Genomic DNA, 16,909 nt, shown 5'->3' with positions numbered 1-16,909 from the left:
TTACATTCCGAACCCGGAAGCTAAGCCTTTCAGCGCCGATGGTACTGCAGGGGGGACCCTGTGGGAGAGTAGGACGCCGCCGAACAATCATTGTGAATGAGCCCCGTGCCCTTGTGGCACGGGGCTCATTCGCGTATACGGACCCTGTCCCGGCTCCGCCGGGTCCTGCTGGCCGTCGGCCCTGAATCCCCGCTGGTGGGCGGGGCCGTGACGGTGCGACAGAGGGTTTTGCGCACCCCCTGATTCAGGGTATGCTTTAGCTCGTTGCCGCAGGGCAGCAAGGCCCCAATAGCTCAGTCGGTAGAGCGTCTCCATGGTAAGGAGAAGGTCTGCGGTTCGATTCCGCATTGGGGCTCAGACAGAAGGCCCCCGCCAAGAGGCGGGGGCCTTTCGCATGTCCCGGGGTCCTCCCGCGGCGCGTTGGCGCCGCACCGCCGGGAAGCGTCTCAGTCCGCCAGGGGCGGTTCGGGGACACGCATGGCCAGGATGGCCATGTCGTCCGAGGCCGGCTCGGCGGCGAACCGCTCCACGGCGCGCAGGATGCGTGCCGCCACGGCACCCGCCGTCAGGCCGGTGCAGTTGGCCAGGACCTCGGCCAGGCCGTCGTCGCCGAGCATGCGCGTGCCCTCACGGCGCTCCGTGACGCCGTCGGTGACGCAGAGCAGGACATCGCCGGGCTCCAGGGTGACCGACTGCTCGTACAGCTCCAGGTCCTCGATGACGCCCAGCAGCGGCTGGGGTTCGGCAGCCGCCTCGACCGAGCCGTCCTGGCGCAGCCGCAGCGGCAGGGGATGGCCGGCGCAAACCACCTTCAGGAGGGCGCTGCCGTCCTCCTGGGGCCACAGCTCGCCGTACAGGAGGGTGAGGAAGCGGCTGCGGGAGCCCTCGTCCAGGATCGCCGCGTTCAGGCGCTCCAGGACCGCCGGACCGCCGAAGCCCTCACGGGCCAGCAGGCGCAGCGCGTGGCGGGCCAGGCCCGTGACGGCCGCGGCCTCCGGCCCCGTACCGCAGACGTCGCCGATGGCGAAGCCGTAGGCGCCGTCGCGGATCGGGAAGACGTCGTAGAAGTCGCCGCCCACCTCGTTGCCCTCGCCGGCCGCGCGGTAGATGACCTCGATCTCGACGTTCGGGACGTCGGGCAGGCCCGGGGGCAGCAGGCTGCGCTGGAGGGACTGGCTGATGGCCATGCGCTCCGAGTACAGGCGGGCGTTGTCCAGAGCCAGGGCGGCCCGGCGGGACAGGTCCTCGGCCAGTTCCAGGATCTCCTGGCGGAAGTGGTCGTCGGAGGGTTTGCCGAGCGTGAGCATGCCGATCACGCGGTTGCGGGCGACGAGCGGGAGGACGACGGTTTCGCCGCCCACCGCGGCCGCCGTGGCCAGCGTCGTACGGATGCTCGCGCCGACCCCGCCCGTGTCGCCCAGGCCGAGTTCGCGCATCGAGGAGGTCAGGGCCGCCTGGTGCGCGGCCTCGGACGGGGCGGCCCAGACACGGGCGCCCGGGGTCGGGACCGGGTCCGGCGGGGCGATCTTGGAGAGCAGGGCCTTGAGGCCGTCGATGCGCTCCTCGTCCTCGTGCAGAACGTACGACAGGTACGGCTCCGACGCCTGGTCCGCGATCGTGTACACCGCACACCACGTGGCCAGTGTGGGCACCGTCATCTGTGCCATGAGGGCGAGCGTCTGGTCCCGGTCCAGCGTGCCGGCCAGCAGGTCGGACGCCTCCACGAGGAACGACAGCGAACCGCGGCGCAGCCGCTCCAGCTCGCCGAGCCGGGCCGACTCCACGGCCAGCGCGATCCGGTCCGCTGCGAACTGCAGCCGCAGCGCCTCCTCGTTCGAATACCGTCCGGCGGCCTCCGCGGCCACGCCCAGGGAGCCCGTCAGCCGGCCCTCGACCTTCAGCGGGACCGTGACGACGGAGCGCATGCCGGTGTCCGCGAGCAGCGGGACGGCGCCGGGGACCGCGTCGAGGTCCTCGTGGACGGCCGGCATCCGCGCGGAGCCGTACCGCCCCGTGCCGGCCTCCACGGGCACCCGGGCGAAGCGCTGACGGGCCGAGGGCAGGCCCGTGGTGGCCCGTACCTCCAGTTCCGTCTCGTCGTCCGTCGCCAGCAGCAGGAACGCCGCGTCCGCGTCGAGCATGTCGCGGGCCCGCTCGACCGTGCGCTGCAGCAGACCGTCGAGGTCGTCGGGGGCGGGGGAGCCGATGAAGACCTCGAAGGGGTCCGTCGAGCGGCTCTCGGCGGACGTGTCGGAAACCGGAGCGCGCACCGGCGACTGGAGGACCGCGCGCTCGTAGTCGCGCACCAGGAGGCAGACGGTCGACGGCTCGCCCTCGGGGTCGCGGACGCGCAGGTGCGAACCGTAGACCGGGATGATGCGCCCGTCCGCGCCGCGAACCCCGTAGCTGCCCTCCCAGCGGGACAGGCGCAGCGCGTCCGCGATCCCGGTGTTGGTGCCCGGTGTCTGCGGCCAGGCGGTGAAGTCCGTGAACGGTTTGCCGAGTACCTGTTCCGCGGTGTGCCCGAAGAGGTACGCGGCGTCGTCGTTCCACGCGGAGACGGCGCCGGCGCTGTCGGTCTGGACGACGGCGACCCTGACCCGGTCGTCGGCCACCGGGAGCAGACCCACGGGCAGCAGCGGGCCGGCCGAGCGGATGCCCACCGGGCGGTCGGGGAGGTCGAGCTGGAACCAGACGTGTTTGTGGGTCGGGGAGTACTCGACGCCCCAGCGGGAGGCCAGGGCCGCGCACAGCAGCAGACCCCGGCCGTTCTCGCGGTCGGGGCTGCCGATGTCCAGACCGGTGGACTGGAGCGGGATCTCCCGCTCCGGATAGTGGTCGGAGACCTCGACCCGGACGCCGTCCTCGGTGCGCAGGCAGAGCACGTTCGCCGCCGTACCGGCGTGGACGACGGCGTTGGTGACGAGTTCGCTGGTGAGGACGACGGCGTCGTCCACGACGTCCGTGTACCCCCAGCCCTGGAGGGTGTCCCGGACGAAGGCGCGGGCCGTCGCGACGGAGCGCCCCACCGGTTCGAAGGTGGCAGCCGCGCGCGCCGTGATCACAGCACTCCCCATTTGGTGTCTCGTCGCTTCCCCGAGTCCTGTGCCCGTTTCTCGCCGCTTCGATTCGCCTGCCAGGCTAGACGCTCGCTCCGGGTGCCGGATACACGAGGGGCGGGTTCGGGGCAAGGACGGGCAGGAAGGGGCCTGGGACCGGACAAGTGTGGGCTTCCTCATGCGGGGATGGGGGCCAACCCCGGGAGGTTCCACCCTGACCGGTTCCGGCCTGGTACGTTTCAACGATTTGACGTCCACATGGTCACCCGTCGACGGTGGGCGGTGGCGATGAGCTCCAGAGGAACTGGGCAAGCTCTCGGACAAGACCCGAGCGATTCGGTCAACCCCTGCGGGAGGGACACGGTGGAGTCTGACGTGGCGGCGCGGGGATCAGGTACGCGCAGTAAAGGCGGACAGTCCGTGAAGAAGCAGCGCAATGGAACGGTCGAGGTCGACGCCGCCGCACTGAACAGACTGCTGTCCGGTCTGGTGGCCATGCGCGACGGCAACTTCCGCAGGCGTGTGACCGTGTCGGGCGACGGGATCATGGCCGAGCTGGCGGCGGTCTTCAACGAGGTCGCGGACCGCAATGTGCACCTCACGGGCGAGCTGGCCCGGGTGCGGCGCGTGGTCGGCCGTGAGGGCAAGCTCACCGAGCGGCTGGAGACGGGGGCCTGCGAGGGGTCCTGGGCCGCCGCGATCGACGCGTCCAACGAACTGGTCGACGATCTCGCCCGCCCGGTATCGGAGGTCGGGAGGGTTCTGTCGGCGGTGGCCGACGGCGACCTGGAGCAGCGCATGGAGCTGCGCTCGCACACGGCGGACGAGACGGTACGGCCGCTGCGCGGCGAGTTCCTGAAGGTCGCCCGTACGGTCAACAACCTCGTCGACCAGCTCTCGGCCTTCACCGAGCAGGTGACGCGCGTCGCCGTCGAGGTCGGCACCGAGGGCAAGCTCGGCGGGCAGGCCCAGGTGCGGGGGATGTCCGGGTCCTGGAAGGACCTCACGGACTCCGTCAACACCATGGCGTACCGGCTGACCGCGCAGGTGCGCGACATCGCGCTGGTGACGACGGCGGTCGCCAAGGGAGACCTGTCGCGGAAGGTCACCGTCCATGTGGCCGGTGAGATGGCCCAGCTGAAGAACACCGTCAACACCATGGTCGACCAGCTGTCGTCGTTCTCGTCCGAGGTGACCCGCGTCGCCCGTGAGGTGGGCACCGAGGGCGAGCTGGGCGGTCAGGCGACCGTGCCGGGCGTCGCCGGGGTGTGGAAGGACCTCACGGACTCCGTCAACACGATGGCGGGCAACCTCACCTCCCAGGTGCGCGGCATCGCGGAGGTGACGACGGCCGTCGCCAACGGCGATCTGTCGCAGAAGGTGCGGGTGAGCGCGCGCGGCGAGGTCGCCCAGCTTGCCGAGACGATCAACCAGATGACCGAGACGCTGCGCACCTTCGCCGACGAGGTCACCCGGGTGGCCAGCGAGGTCGGTGGGCAGGGCGTGCTGGGCGGTCAGGCGCAGGTGCCGGGCGCGGCGGGGACCTGGAAGGACCTCACCGACTCGGTGAACACGGTCTTCCGGAACCTGACGATCCAGGTGCGTGACATCGCCCAGGTGACGACGGCGGTGGCCAGCGGTGACATGACGCAGAAGGTCACGGTGGACGTGGCCGGCGAGATGCTGGAGTTGAAGAACACCGTCAACACGATGGTCGACCAGCTTCAGTCCTTCGGGTCGGAAGTGACCCGGGTGGCGCGTGAGGTCGGTGTCGAGGGGCGGCTCGGCGGTCAGGCCGAGGTGCCCGGCGCGGCGGGTACGTGGAAGGACCTCACGGACTCCGTGAACACGGCGTTCCGCAACCTGACGGGTCAGGTGCGCGACATCGCCCAGGTGACCACCGCGGTCGCCAACGGCGATCTGTCCCAGAAGGTCACGGTGGACGTGGCCGGCGAGATGCTGGAACTGAAGAACACCGTCAACACGATGGTGGCGCAGCTGTCGTCGTTCGCCGACCAGGTGACGCGGATGGCGCGCGACGTGGGGACGGAGGGCCGGCTCGGCGGTCAGGCGCGGGTCGACGGCGTCTCCGGCACATGGAAGGAACTGACCGACTCCGTCAACTTCATGGCGGGGAACCTCACCTCTCAGGTCCGTCAGATCGCGCAGGTGACCACGGCGGTGGCCCGGGGCGATCTGTCGCAGAAGATCGACGTGGACGCGCGGGGCGAGATCCTGGAGCTGAAGAACACCATCAACACGATGGTGGACCAGCTCTCCGCCTTCGCGGAGCAGGTGACCCGGGTGGCCCGTGAGGTGGGCACCGACGGACGGCTCGGCGGCCAGGCCCAGGTGCCGGGCGTGGCCGGTGTGTGGCGTGATCTGACGGACTCGGTGAACGGCATGGCCGGCAATCTCACCGCGCAGGTCCGCAACATCGCGCAGGTCGCCACGGCGGTGGCGCGCGGTGACCTGTCGCAGAAGATCGACGTGGACGCGCGCGGCGAGATCCTGGAACTCAAGAACACGCTCAACACGATGGTCGACCAGCTGTCGAACTTCGCGGAGCAGGTCACGCGGGTGGCGCGCGAGGTGGGTACGGAGGGCATCCTCGGCGGTCAGGCCGAGGTGCAGGGCGTCTCCGGTACGTGGAAGGACCTCACGCAGTCCGTCAACGGCATGGCGAACAACCTCACCCTCCAGGTGCGCAACATCGCCGAGGTCACCACGGCCGTCGCCAACGGCGACCTCTCCAAGAAGATCACCGTCGACGCCCGGGGCGAGATCCTCGAACTGGTGACGACGGTCAACACGATGGTCGACCAGCTGCTGAACTTCGCCGACGAGGTGACCAGGGTCGCCCGCGAGGTGGGCACCGAGGGCATCCTGGGCGGTCAGGCCCGGGTGCGCGGTGCGACGGGCATCTGGAAGGACCTCAGCGACAACGTCAACCTGATGGCCAACAACCTGACCAGCCAGGTGCGGAACATCTCCCGTGTCTCGTCTGCGGTCGCCAACGGCGACCTCACGAAGAAGGTCACCGTCGAGGCGCGCGGCGAGGTCGCGGAGCTGGCCGACACCGTCAACACGATGGTGACGACGCTGTCGTCGTTCGCCGACGAGGTGACCCGTGTCGCCCGCGAGGTGGGCACGGAGGGCGAGCTGGGCGGTCAGGCCCGGGTGCCCGGCGTCTCGGGTACGTGGAAGGACCTCACCGAGTCCGTGAACTCGATGGCCTCCAATCTGACCGGTCAGGTCCGGCAGATCGCCACGGTCACCACGGCCATCGCCAAGGGCGATCTCACCAAGAAGATCGACATCGACGCCCGGGGCGAGATCCAGGAGCTGAAGAACACCATCAACACGATGGTCGACCGGCTCTCCTCGTTCGCCGAGGAGGTGACCCGGGTGGCCCGTGAGGTGGGCACCGAGGGGCAGCTGGGCGGTCAGGCGCGGGTGCGGGACGTGGACGGCACCTGGCGCGACCTCACCGAGTCGGTGAACGAGATGGCCGGGAACCTGACCCGCCAGGTGCGGGCCATCGCGGCCGTCGCCACGGCCGTGACCCGGGGCGACCTCAACCTGAAGATCGACGTCGACGCGGCGGGCGAGATCCAGGCCCTCCAGGACAACATCAACACGATGATCGCCAACCTGCGCGACACCACGGCGACCAACAAGGAGCAGGACTGGCTCAAGGGCAACCTCGCCCGGATCTCCGGCCTGATGCAGGGCCGGCGCGATCTGGACGACGTGGCCTCCCTGATCATGAGCGAGCTGACCCCGGTCGTCTCCGCGCAGCACGGGGCCTTCTTCCTGGCCACGGCGACCGGCGACACCGACGCGCTGGGCGCGGAGAGCGACAAGGACGGCTCGTACGAACTGCGGATGCGGGGCAGCTACGGCTACTCGGCCGGTTCCATGCCGACGTCCTTCCGGCCCGGTGAGACGCTCATCGGCACCGCGGCCGAGGAGAAGCGGACCATCCAGGTGGACAACGTGCCGCCGGGGTACCTGAAGATCTCCTCCGGGCTCGGCGAGGCGCCGCCCGCGCATGTGATCGTGCTGCCGGTGCTGTTCGAGGGCAAGGTCCTCGGCGTGATCGAACTGGCCTCGTTCCAGCCGTTCACCCACATCCAGCGGGACTTCCTCAACCAGCTCGCGGAGATGATCGCCACCAGCGTCAACACGATCAGTGTCAACACCACGACCGAGAAGCTGCTGGAGCAGTCGCAGGAGCTGACCGAGCAATTGCGCGACCGGTCGCAGGAGTTGGAGAACCGCCAGAAGGCCCTCCAGGCGTCCAACGCCGAACTGGAGGAGAAGGCCGAACTGCTCGCCCAGCAGAACCGCGACATCGAGGTCAAGAACACCGAGATCGAGGAGGCGCGCCAGGTCCTGGAGGAGCGCGCCGAACAGCTCGCGGTCTCGATGCGCTACAAGTCGGAGTTCCTGGCCAACATGTCCCACGAGTTGCGCACCCCGCTCAACTCCCTGCTCATTCTGGCCAAATTGCTCGCCGACAACGCGGAGGGCAATCTCTCGCCCAAGCAGGTCGAATTCGCCGAGACGATCCACGGGGCCGGATCCGACCTGCTCCAGCTGATCAACGACATCCTCGATCTGTCGAAGGTCGAGGCGGGCAAGATGGACGTCAGCCCGACCCGGATCGCCCTGGTCCAGCTGGTCGACTACGTGGAAGCGACGTTCCGGCCGCTCACCGCGGAAAAGGGGCTGGACTTCTCCGTACGGGTGTCGCCGGAGCTGCCGGCCACGCTGCACACGGACGAGCAGCGGCTGCTCCAGGTGCTGCGCAACCTGCTCTCCAACGCGGTGAAGTTCACCGACAGCGGCGCCGTGGAACTGGTGATCCGGCACGCGGGCGCCGAGGTGCCCGACGCCATCCGGGAGCAGCTGCTGGAGGCCGGTTCGCTGCGGGACGCGGACGGCGATCTGATCGCGTTCTCGGTGACCGACACGGGCATCGGGATCGCGTCGAGCAAGATGCTGGTCATCTTCGAGGCGTTCAAGCAGGCGGACGGGACGACCAGCCGCAAGTACGGCGGCACCGGCCTCGGGCTCTCCATCAGCCGCGAGATCGCCCGGCTGCTCGGTGGCGAGATCCACGCGGCGAGCGAACCCGGCCGCGGCTCCACGTTCACGCTGTACCTCCCGCTGCACCCGAGTGAACTCCCGCCTCAGGGCTACCCGCAGATCGCTCCCGGCCCGCTGGAGGTGCACGGTGCGCCGGTTGAGGGCGGCAGGCCGCCGGTGCCGGGCCAGACGCCGCCGCAGGGCCCTGCGGGAGGCGCACAGGGCTACGGACCGGGGTCCGGCGGGCCGGCGGCCGGCGGGGCGGACCAGGGCGGCGCGGCGGGCCTGCTGAGGCGCCGCCGCAAGGCACTGGGCGGTTCGGTGCAGCAGCCGGCGCTGCCGGCCCGCGCGGCCTCCCCGGAGTCCCCGCAGGCCCCGCAGGAGGCGTGGACGGCCGAGGGCCAGGAGGAGCCGGAGACCCGCAGGACGTTCCGGTTCAACGGGGAGAAGGTGCTGATCGTCGACGACGACATCCGCAACGTCTTCGCCCTCACCAGCGTGCTGGAGCAGCACGGACTCGCGGTGCTCTACGCGGAGAACGGGCGCGAGGGGATCGAGGTCCTGGAGCAGCACGACGACGTGGCGGTCGTCCTGATGGACATCATGATGCCCGAAATGGACGGGTACGCGACGACCACCGCGATCCGCCGGATGCCGCAGTTCGCGGGGCTGCCGATCATTGCGCTGACCGCGAAGGCGATGAAGGGCGACCGGGAGAAGGCGCTGGAGTCGGGCGCATCCGACTACGTGACCAAGCCGGTCGATTCCGATCATCTGTTTTCGGTTATGGAGCAGTGGATGCGCGGAGAGTGATCGTCGATTGGGCGAATCAATCGTGATTTGTTGACCGGCTGTGTCCGAAGGAGTGTGGGGAGGCGGATTCCGGGGAACCTTCTCGTCTCCCACCGCGTTTTCCCTGTGTGCACAGTGACATCGCGGTGACAGGGTGTGGTGACGGGCGGGGTGCGGCTACCATGACCGGCACAAGGACGGACGGCGTAAGGGAGTCGTCCCCTGGGGCGGCGCCCGGTGCAATTCCGGGGCGAGGAGGACGGGCCATGGTGCAGAAGGCCAAGATCCTCCTGGTCGATGACCGACCGGAGAATCTGCTGGCGCTGGAGGCCATCCTCTCTGCGCTCGATCAGACACTGGTCCGGGCATCGTCAGGGGAGGAGGCGCTCAAAGCGCTGCTCACGGACGACTTCGCGGTCATCCTGCTGGACGTCCAGATGCCGGGCATGGACGGATTCGAAACCGCGGCGCACATCAAGCGCCGCGAGCGGACCCGTGACATCCCGATCATTTTCCTCACCGCGATCAACCACGGCCCGCACCACACCTTCCGGGGGTACGCGGCCGGCGCGGTGGACTACATCTCGAAGCCGTTCGACCCGTGGGTGCTGCGGGCGAAGGTCTCGGTCTTCGTCGAGCTGTACATGAAGAACTGCCAGCTGCGCGAGCAGGCGTCGCTGCTGCGGCTGCAGTTGGAGGGCGGCCAGCCGGGCGCCGACCACGACAAGGAGCCCGCCGGTCTCCTCGCCGAACTCTCCGCGCGCCTCGCGGCCGTCGAGGAGCAGGCCGAGGCGCTCTCCAAGCAGCTCGACGACGAGTCGGCGGACGCCGCGGCCGTGGCCACCGCCGCCCATCTGGAGCGGAAGCTCACCGGGCTGCGCCGGGCGCTGGACGCGCTGGAGCCGGGCACCGGCGGCGGACCGGCACCCCTCACCACGTAACGGCCCGTCGGTTCCGACGGGCCGGGCGCCGCGCGCGGACCGGGTCCATGGCCTCAACTGACCGCCGGCCGACGCCGTTCGACAGCACCCTCGGCGGAACGGGCCGTGTCCTGGAGGCGTTTCGGTGCCGGAGCCGCCGTGAGGAGGCGTCAGTTCGCGTCCTTGGCAGGGCGACACGGTCGGGTGAACCACCACGCGCACGTGTTCACCGCAGCAGACACCGGTAACCTCGGCCCCATGGCCTCACGTACGTCCGGCAAGGGTTCCCAGGGCACGGCGGGCACCGCGAAGCGCGTCGGCGGTGGCCCGGGTGCGGCGAAGAAAGCCGCGCCCGCCAAGAAGACCGCGGCGAAGAAGGCCGCTCCCGCCAAGAAGGCGCCCGCGAAGAAGGCGGTGGCCAAGAAGGCCGCCCCGCCCAAACCGGCGCCCTCGCCCACCAGCGGCGTGGTGCGCCTGGTCCGCGCCGTCTGGCTCGGCGCGGCCCACGCCGTGGGCGCGGTGCTGCGCGGCATAGGGCGCGGTGCCAAGGGACTCGATCCCGCCCACCGCAAGGACGGCGTCGCGCTGCTGCTCCTCGGCCTCGCGCTGATCGTCGCCGCAGGCACCTGGTCCAATCTGCGCGGACCGGTCGGCGACCTCGTCGAGATGCTCGTCACCGGGGCCTTCGGCCGGCTCGACCTGCTCGTCCCGATACTGCTGGGCGCGGTCGCCGTGCGGCTGATCCTCTACCCGGAGAAGCCCGAGGCCAACGGCCGCATCGTCATCGGGCTCTCCGCACTCGTCGTCGGTGTGCTCGGACAGGTCCACATCGCCTGCGGGGCCCCCGGCCGCGAGGACGGCACCTCGGCCATGCAGGACGCCGGCGGGCTCATCGGCTGGGCCGCCTCCAAGCCGCTGATCTACACCATGGGCGAAGTGCTGGCCGTCCCGCTGCTCCTCCTGCTGACGGTCTTCGGGCTGCTGGTCGTCACCGCGACCCCGGTCAACGCCATCCCGCAGCGGCTGCGCCTGCTCGGTACGAGGCTCGGCCTGATCGATCCGGTGCCGGGCCCGGGGGAGTATGAGGAGGACGACGACGAGCGGTACGACGAGCAGTGGCGTGAGGCGCTGCCCGCCCGCTCCCGCAGGACCGCCGCCCGTGCGGCGGAGGCCACGGAGGTCTACGACCCCGAACGGGCCGAGGAGGACGCGCTCTCCAAGCGGCGCCGGCCGCGCCGGCCCTCCGTGCAGCCCGCGATGAACCGGACCATGGACGCGGTGGACGTCGCCGCCGCGGCGGCGGCCGCGCTCGACGGCGCGGTGCTCAACGGCATGCCGCCCTCGCCGGTCGTCGCCGACCTCACCCAGGGCGTCTCGGTCGACCGCGAGCGCGCGGGCACGCCGGTGCCGGGCGCCAGGGAGGCGGAGCCCGTCCGGCGGCCGGGGGAGCGGAGCGCCCCGCCCGCCGGCGGCGTACCCGACCTGACCAAGCCGGTCCCCGAGCGCGCGGAATCCACGCCGCTGCCGCCCCGGGCCGAGCAGCTCCAGCTCTCGGGCGACATCACCTACGCGCTGCCCTCGCTCGACCTGCTGGAGCGCGGCGGCCCCGGCAAGTCCCGCAGCGCCGCCAACGACGCGATCGTCGCGTCCCTGACCAACGTCTTCACCGAGTTCAAGGTCGACGCCGCCGTCACCGGCTTCACCCGGGGCCCCACGGTCACCCGCTACGAGGTGGAGCTGGGCCCGGCCGTGAAGGTCGAGCGGATCACGGCCCTCGCCAAGAACATCGCGTACGCCGTCGCCAGCCCCGACGTCCGGATCATCTCGCCGATCCCGGGGAAGTCCGCCGTCGGCATCGAGATCCCCAACTCCGACCGCGAGATGGTCAACCTCGGTGACGTGCTGCGGCTCGCGGACGCGGCGGAGGACGACCACCCCATGCTCGTCGCGCTCGGCAAGAACGTCGAGGGCGGCTACGAGATGGCCAACCTGGCGAAGATGCCGCACGTGCTGGTGGCGGGAGCCACCGGTTCCGGCAAGTCGTCCTGCATCAACTGCCTGATCACCTCGATCATGGTCCGGGCGACGCCCGAGGACGTCCGGATGGTCCTCGTCGACCCCAAGCGCGTCGAGCTGACCGCGTACGAGGGCATCCCGCATCTGATCACCCCGATCATCACCAACCCCAAGAAGGCCGCCGAGGCCCTTCAGTGGGTCGTGCGCGAGATGGACCTGCGCTACGACGACCTCGCCGCCTTCGGCTACCGCCACATCGACGACTTCAACCACGCGGTGCGCACCGGCAAGCTCAAGACGCCGGAGGGCAGTGAGCGCGAGCTGGCGCCGTATCCCTATCTGCTGGTGATCGTCGACGAGCTGGCCGACCTGATGATGGTGGCCCCCCGGGACGTCGAGGACTCGATCGTCCGGATCACCCAGCTGGCCCGCGCGGCCGGCATCCATCTGGTGCTGGCCACCCAGCGGCCCTCGGTCGATGTCGTCACCGGTCTGATCAAGGCGAACGTGCCCTCGCGGCTCGCCTTCGCGACCTCCTCGCTGGCCGACAGCCGCGTCATCCTCGACCAGCCCGGGGCCGAGAAGCTGATCGGCAAGGGCGACGGGCTCTTCCTGCCGATGGGCGCGAACAAGCCGACCCGCATGCAGGGCGCCTTCGTGACCGAGGACGAGGTCGCGGCGGTCGTCCAGCACTGCAAGGACCAGATGGCACCGGTCTTCCGCGACGACGTCGTGGCCGGCACCAAGCAGAAGAAGGAGATCGACGAGGAGATCGGCGACGACCTCGATCTGCTCTGCCAGGCGGCGGAACTGGTCGTGTCCACGCAGTTCGGCTCGACCTCGATGCTCCAGCGCAAGCTGAGGGTGGGTTTCGCCAAGGCGGGCCGGCTGATGGACCTCATGGAGTCGCGGAACATCGTGGGACCGAGCGAGGGCTCCAAGGCGCGCGATGTCCTCGTCAAACCGGACGAGCTCGACGGAGTGCTGGCACTGATCCGTGGGGATACGGGTTCGTAAGGATTTCGCGGGCAACCGTTTCGTCGAGCCGTACGTCAAGTTGAAGGGAAGGACAGCACGACGTCCCTCCCCGGGACGTTCCGGCGAAACCGACTCTGTTCGAGTCTGATGGCGTACAAAGTCGTGCTCCCGGTTGCCCCACTCTTTCGTACCCCCCCTAGACTGAACACCCAGCAGGTGGCTCACGCTCGAAAGGCGCCCCCGTGTCCATCGGCAACTCCCCCCAAGGCGACCGGCCTTCGATCGGTCGAGTGCTCCAGCAGGCCCGCATCCTCGCAGGTCTCACGGTCGAAGAGGTCAGCACGTCCACCCGGGTGCGCATCCCCATCGTGCACGCGATCGAGGAGGACGACTTCTCCCGCTGCGGCGGCGACGTGTACGCCCGCGGTCACATCCGCACGCTGGCACGAGCCGTGGGCATCGATCCGGAACCGCTGGTTTCGCAGTACGACGCCGAGCACGGCGGCCGTCCCGCACCCACCCCCGCGGCGCCCCTGTTCGAAGCCGAACGGATCCGTTCCGAACCCCGGCGGCCCAACTGGACCGCCGCCATGGTCGCGGCGATCGTCGCCGTGGTCGGCTTCGTCGGATTCACCTTCTTCAAGGGCGGCGACGACTCCCCGACCGCGGGCCGCGTCGCCGAGGGCCCGACCTCCGACAAGATCACTCCGAAACCGGCCGGCAGCAAGCACGCCGACCCCAAGCCCGCCCCCTCGGACAGCGCCATCGCCGCCGCTCCGCAGGACAAGGTCACGGTCCGGCTCAGCGCCACCCAGGGCAAGAGCTGGATCTCGGCCAAGGACCACAACGGCCGGTCGCTGTTCGACGGCACCCTCCAGCAGGGCGAGTCGAAGACCTTCCAGGACAAGGAGCGGGTCGACCTCGTCCTCGGCAACGCAGGCTCGATCGAGCTGTACGTCAACGGCAAGAAGGTCGAGGACCAGTTCCAGCCGGGACAGGTCGAACGGCTCTCTTACACCAAGGGCGACCCCGAGGTCGGCTGACCTCACCGACGCGGACGGACGGACGACGGCGGGCGCCGGCCTTCGGGCCGGCGCCCGCCGTCGTCACTCACGGTCACGGGCGAACCCTGCGCGGCGGGGCTGTCGTCGGGACAAAGTAGTCTTGAGCCCATGCCCGAACGCCGTACCGTCGCCCTTGTCACTCTTGGCTGCGCCCGTAACGAGGTGGACTCGGAGGAGCTCGCAGGCCGCCTGGCAGCGGACGGCTGGGAGCTCGTCGAGGATGCCTCCGATGCCGACGTCGCCGTGGTCAACACCTGTGGCTTCGTCGAGGCCGCCAAGAAGGACTCCGTCGATGCCCTGCTCGAAGCCAATGATCTGAAGGACCACGGCCGCACCCAGGCCGTCGTCGCCGTCGGCTGCATGGCCGAGCGCTACGGCAAGGACCTCGCCGAGGCCCTGCCGGAGGCGGACGGCGTCCTCGGATTCGATGACTACGCGGACATCTCCGACCGCCTTCAGACCATCCTCAGCGGAGGCGTCCACGCCTCCCACACGCCGCGCGACCGCCGCAAGCTCCTGCCGATCAGCCCGGCCGACCGGCAGGACGCCGCCGTGGCGCTGCCCGGACACGCCCAGCAGGCCGCCGCTCCCGTCCCCGCCGACCTTCCGGAGGGTGTCGCCCCGGTCTCCGGCCCGCGGGCACCGCTGCGCCGCAGACTGGGCACCAGCCCGGTCGCCTCCGTGAAGCTGGCCTCCGGCTGCGACCGGCGCTGCTCCTTCTGCGCCATCCCCTCCTTCCGCGGCTCCTTCATCTCCCGCCGCCCCTCCGACGTCCTCGGCGAGACCCGCTGGCTGGCCGAGCAGGGCGTCAAGGAGGTCATGCTGGTCTCGGAGAACAACACCTCCTACGGCAAGGACCTCGGGGACATCCGGCTCCTGGAGACGCTGCTGCCCGAGCTCGCGGAGGTCGACGGCATCGAGCGCATCCGGGTGAGCTACCTCCAGCCCGCCGAGATGCGCCCCGGACTGATCGACGTCCTCACCTCGACGCCGAAGGTCGCGCCCTACTTCGACCTCTCGTTCCAGCACTCCGCCCCCGGTGTGCTGCGCGCCATGAGGCGCTTCGGTGACACCGACAGCTTCCTGGAGCTCCTGGACACCATCCGGAGCAAGGCCCCGCAGGCCGGTGCCCGGTCCAACTTCATCGTCGGCTTCCCCGGGGAGACCGAGGCGGACCTCGCGGAGCTGGAACGGTTCCTCTCGCACGCCCGTCTCGACGCCATCGGCGTGTTCGGCTACTCGGACGAGGAGGGCACCGAAGCGGTCGGATACGACGGCAAGCTGGACGCCGACACGATCGCCGAGCGTCTGGCGCACATCTCGCAGCTGGCCGAGGAGCTGACCTCGCAGCGGGCCGAGGAGCGTGTCGGGGAGTCGCTCCAGGTGCTGGTCGAGTCGGTCGAACCGACCGAGGAGGAGTCGCGCGCCATCGGCCGCGCGGCCCACCAGGCGCCCGAAACGGACGGCCAGGTGCTCTTCACCGCACGCGAGGGGCTGGTCCCCGGCCGTATGGTCGAGGCAAAGGTCGTGGGCACCGAGGGCGTGGACCTGGTGGCCGAATGCTGTGAACTCGCGGAGGTAGCCAGATGACCGGAGTCCCGGCATCCGCGTCGGACGGGTCCGGCGCGACGCCGGTCCGCGGCGGAAAGCTGGGTGCTGCGGCCGTCAATCAGGCCAGTCTGTGGAACATCGCCAATCTGCTGACGATGGCCCGGCTGGTCCTGGTTCCCGGATTCGTCGTGCTCCTGCTCCACAACGGCGGATACGACCCGGCCTGGCGTTCCTTCGCCTGGGCGGCGTTCGCCGTCGCCATGATCACCGACCTGTTCGACGGGCATCTGGCGCGTACGTACAACCTGGTCACCGACTTCGGGAAGATCGCCGACCCGATCGCCGACAAGGCGATCATGGGGGCCGCGCTGATCTGCCTGTCATACCTCGGCGATCTTCCGTGGTGGGTCACGGGCGTGATCCTCTTCCGGGAGCTGGGGATCACGCTGATGCGGTTCTGGGTGATCAGGCACGGGGTGATTCCGGCCAGCCGCGGCGGGAAGATGAAGACGCTGGCCCAGGGGGTCGCCGTCGGAATGTACGTCCTGGCGCTCACGGGACCGCTGGCCACCCTGCGCTTCTGGGTCATGGCCGTGGCCGTCGTGCTGACGGTCGTCACCGGTCTGGACTACGTCCGCCAGGCGGTCGTGCTCCAGCGCCAGGGGATCGCGGCGGAGAGGGCCGCTGAGGCCGCCGCGGCCTCGGAAGGCTCCCCCGGCTCGCCCGTGTCCCGGGAGCCGTCCCAGGACGCGGCCCAGGCGCCCTCCGGGGACCCGGACAGGGACTCGGACCGGGGCGCCGCCTCCGGCGCCGCGGAGGCCGAGCGGTGACAGCCGCGGCCCGGGTGCTGCGGCTGCTCGTCGAGCGGGGGGAGACCCTCGCCGTCGCCGAGTCGCTGACCGGCGGTCTGGTGGCCGCGGAGCTGACGTCCGTCCCCGGGGCCTCCCGGGCCTTCCGCGGGTCGGTGACGGCCTATGCGACCCCCCTCAAGAGTGAAGTCCTGGGGGTGGACGCGGGTCTTCTCGCCGAGCGGGGGGCGGTGGACGCGGAGGTCGCGCGCCGGATGGCGGCCGGCGTACGCCGGGTGCTCGGCGCGGACTGGGGGCTGGCGACGACGGGTGTCGCGGGGCCGGAAGCCCAGGACGGACAGCCGGTGGGCACCGTCTTCGTCGCGGTCAGCGGACCCGCTGACGTCGGGAAAGTGGCCGGACTGCGGTTGAACGGCGGACGAGCGGACATCCGTAGAGAGAGTGTACGGAGCGTGCTCGAACTGCTCGCCGGCGAACTCGGCGGGTACGCGAGGGCACAGGATACGGAACACAACGGGGGGAATTGATGTTTGCAGCCCTGAGTGAACACGACATCGCTCCCCGCACGGCCGCAGCGCTAGGCGGTACGGTGGGGCGTGAAGGATGCGGCTACGCGGTCCGAGGAG

General features: G+C 70.2%; 8 protein-coding genes, 1 tRNA gene and 1 rRNA gene. 9 read left to right on the top strand and 1 reads right to left on the bottom strand.

Features of this window, described 5'->3' with window-relative positions; genetic code table 11:
- Nucleotides 1-85: ribosomal RNA gene (rrf, locus tag ACWCXC_RS13875) — 5S ribosomal RNA — on the top strand; the annotation flags it as partial.
- 197 nt (nt 86-282) lie between these two features.
- Nucleotides 283-355 (top strand) — tRNA-Thr (locus ACWCXC_RS13870).
- Nucleotides 356-446: 91 nt separating this feature from the next.
- Here the strand turns inward: ACWCXC_RS13870 and ACWCXC_RS13865 are convergent.
- Nucleotides 447-3,077 (bottom strand): SpoIIE family protein phosphatase, encoded by a 2,631-nt coding sequence (locus ACWCXC_RS13865; protein WP_450888800.1) that lies wholly within the window; start codon nt 3,075-3,077, stop codon nt 447-449.
- A gap of 402 nt (nt 3,078-3,479) precedes the next feature.
- On the opposite strand from ACWCXC_RS13865, the gene ACWCXC_RS13860 reads away from it, so the two are divergent.
- The 7 genes from ACWCXC_RS13860 to ACWCXC_RS13830 all read left to right on the top strand — a co-directional run bounded on the left by ACWCXC_RS13860 (nt 3,480) and on the right by ACWCXC_RS13830 (nt 16,810).
- Nucleotides 3,480-8,966, top strand: a complete 5,487-nt coding sequence (locus tag ACWCXC_RS13860; protein WP_450685780.1) for a HAMP domain-containing protein — start codon at nt 3,480-3,482, stop codon at nt 8,964-8,966.
- 245 nt (nt 8,967-9,211) lie between these two features.
- Nucleotides 9,212-9,886: a response regulator gene (locus ACWCXC_RS13855; protein WP_450685781.1), complete on the top strand. Its 675-nt coding sequence runs from the start codon at nt 9,212-9,214 to the stop codon at nt 9,884-9,886.
- Nucleotides 9,887-10,123: 237 nt separating this feature from the next.
- Nucleotides 10,124-12,898: a DNA translocase FtsK gene (locus ACWCXC_RS13850; RefSeq protein ID WP_450888797.1), complete on the top strand. Its 2,775-nt coding sequence runs from the start codon at nt 10,124-10,126 to the stop codon at nt 12,896-12,898.
- Between the two features lie 203 nt (nt 12,899-13,101).
- Nucleotides 13,102-13,902 (top strand): helix-turn-helix domain-containing protein, encoded by an 801-nt coding sequence (locus ACWCXC_RS13845; protein WP_450888795.1) that lies wholly within the window; start codon nt 13,102-13,104, stop codon nt 13,900-13,902.
- 129 nt (nt 13,903-14,031) lie between these two features.
- Nucleotides 14,032-15,513, top strand: a complete 1,482-nt coding sequence (gene rimO / locus ACWCXC_RS13840) for a 30S ribosomal protein S12 methylthiotransferase RimO (protein ID WP_450888793.1) — start codon at nt 14,032-14,034, stop codon at nt 15,511-15,513.
- Nucleotides 15,510-16,304: a CDP-diacylglycerol--glycerol-3-phosphate 3-phosphatidyltransferase gene (gene pgsA / locus ACWCXC_RS13835; RefSeq protein ID WP_450888791.1), complete on the top strand. Its 795-nt coding sequence runs from the start codon at nt 15,510-15,512 to the stop codon at nt 16,302-16,304. The genes rimO and pgsA overlap by 4 nt, the downstream gene beginning before the upstream one ends.
- Nucleotides 16,301-16,810, top strand: a complete 510-nt coding sequence (locus tag ACWCXC_RS13830) for a CinA family protein (RefSeq protein WP_450681898.1) — start codon at nt 16,301-16,303, stop codon at nt 16,808-16,810. Before pgsA ends, ACWCXC_RS13830 begins: the two co-directional genes overlap by 4 nt.
- Nucleotides 16,811-16,909 lie beyond the last annotated feature (99 nt).

This window comes from Streptomyces sp. NPDC001515 (assembly GCF_053597115.1).
This window is presented reverse-complemented; position numbering and strand designations above follow the sequence as displayed.

Excerpts from the sequence above, each read along its gene's own strand:
- ACWCXC_RS13865 (WP_450888800.1), bottom strand. The coding sequence starts at position 3,077 with ATGGGGAGTGCTGTGATCACGGCGCGCGCGGCTGCCACCTTCGAACCG.
- pgsA (WP_450888791.1), top strand. The coding sequence starts at position 15,510 with ATGACCGGAGTCCCGGCATCCGCGTCGGACGGGTCCGGCGCGACGCCG.
- ACWCXC_RS13855 (WP_450685781.1), top strand. The coding sequence starts at position 9,212 with ATGGTGCAGAAGGCCAAGATCCTCCTGGTCGATGACCGACCGGAGAAT.
- ACWCXC_RS13850 (WP_450888797.1), top strand. The coding sequence starts at position 10,124 with ATGGCCTCACGTACGTCCGGCAAGGGTTCCCAGGGCACGGCGGGCACC.
- rimO (WP_450888793.1), top strand. The coding sequence starts at position 14,032 with ATGCCCGAACGCCGTACCGTCGCCCTTGTCACTCTTGGCTGCGCCCGT.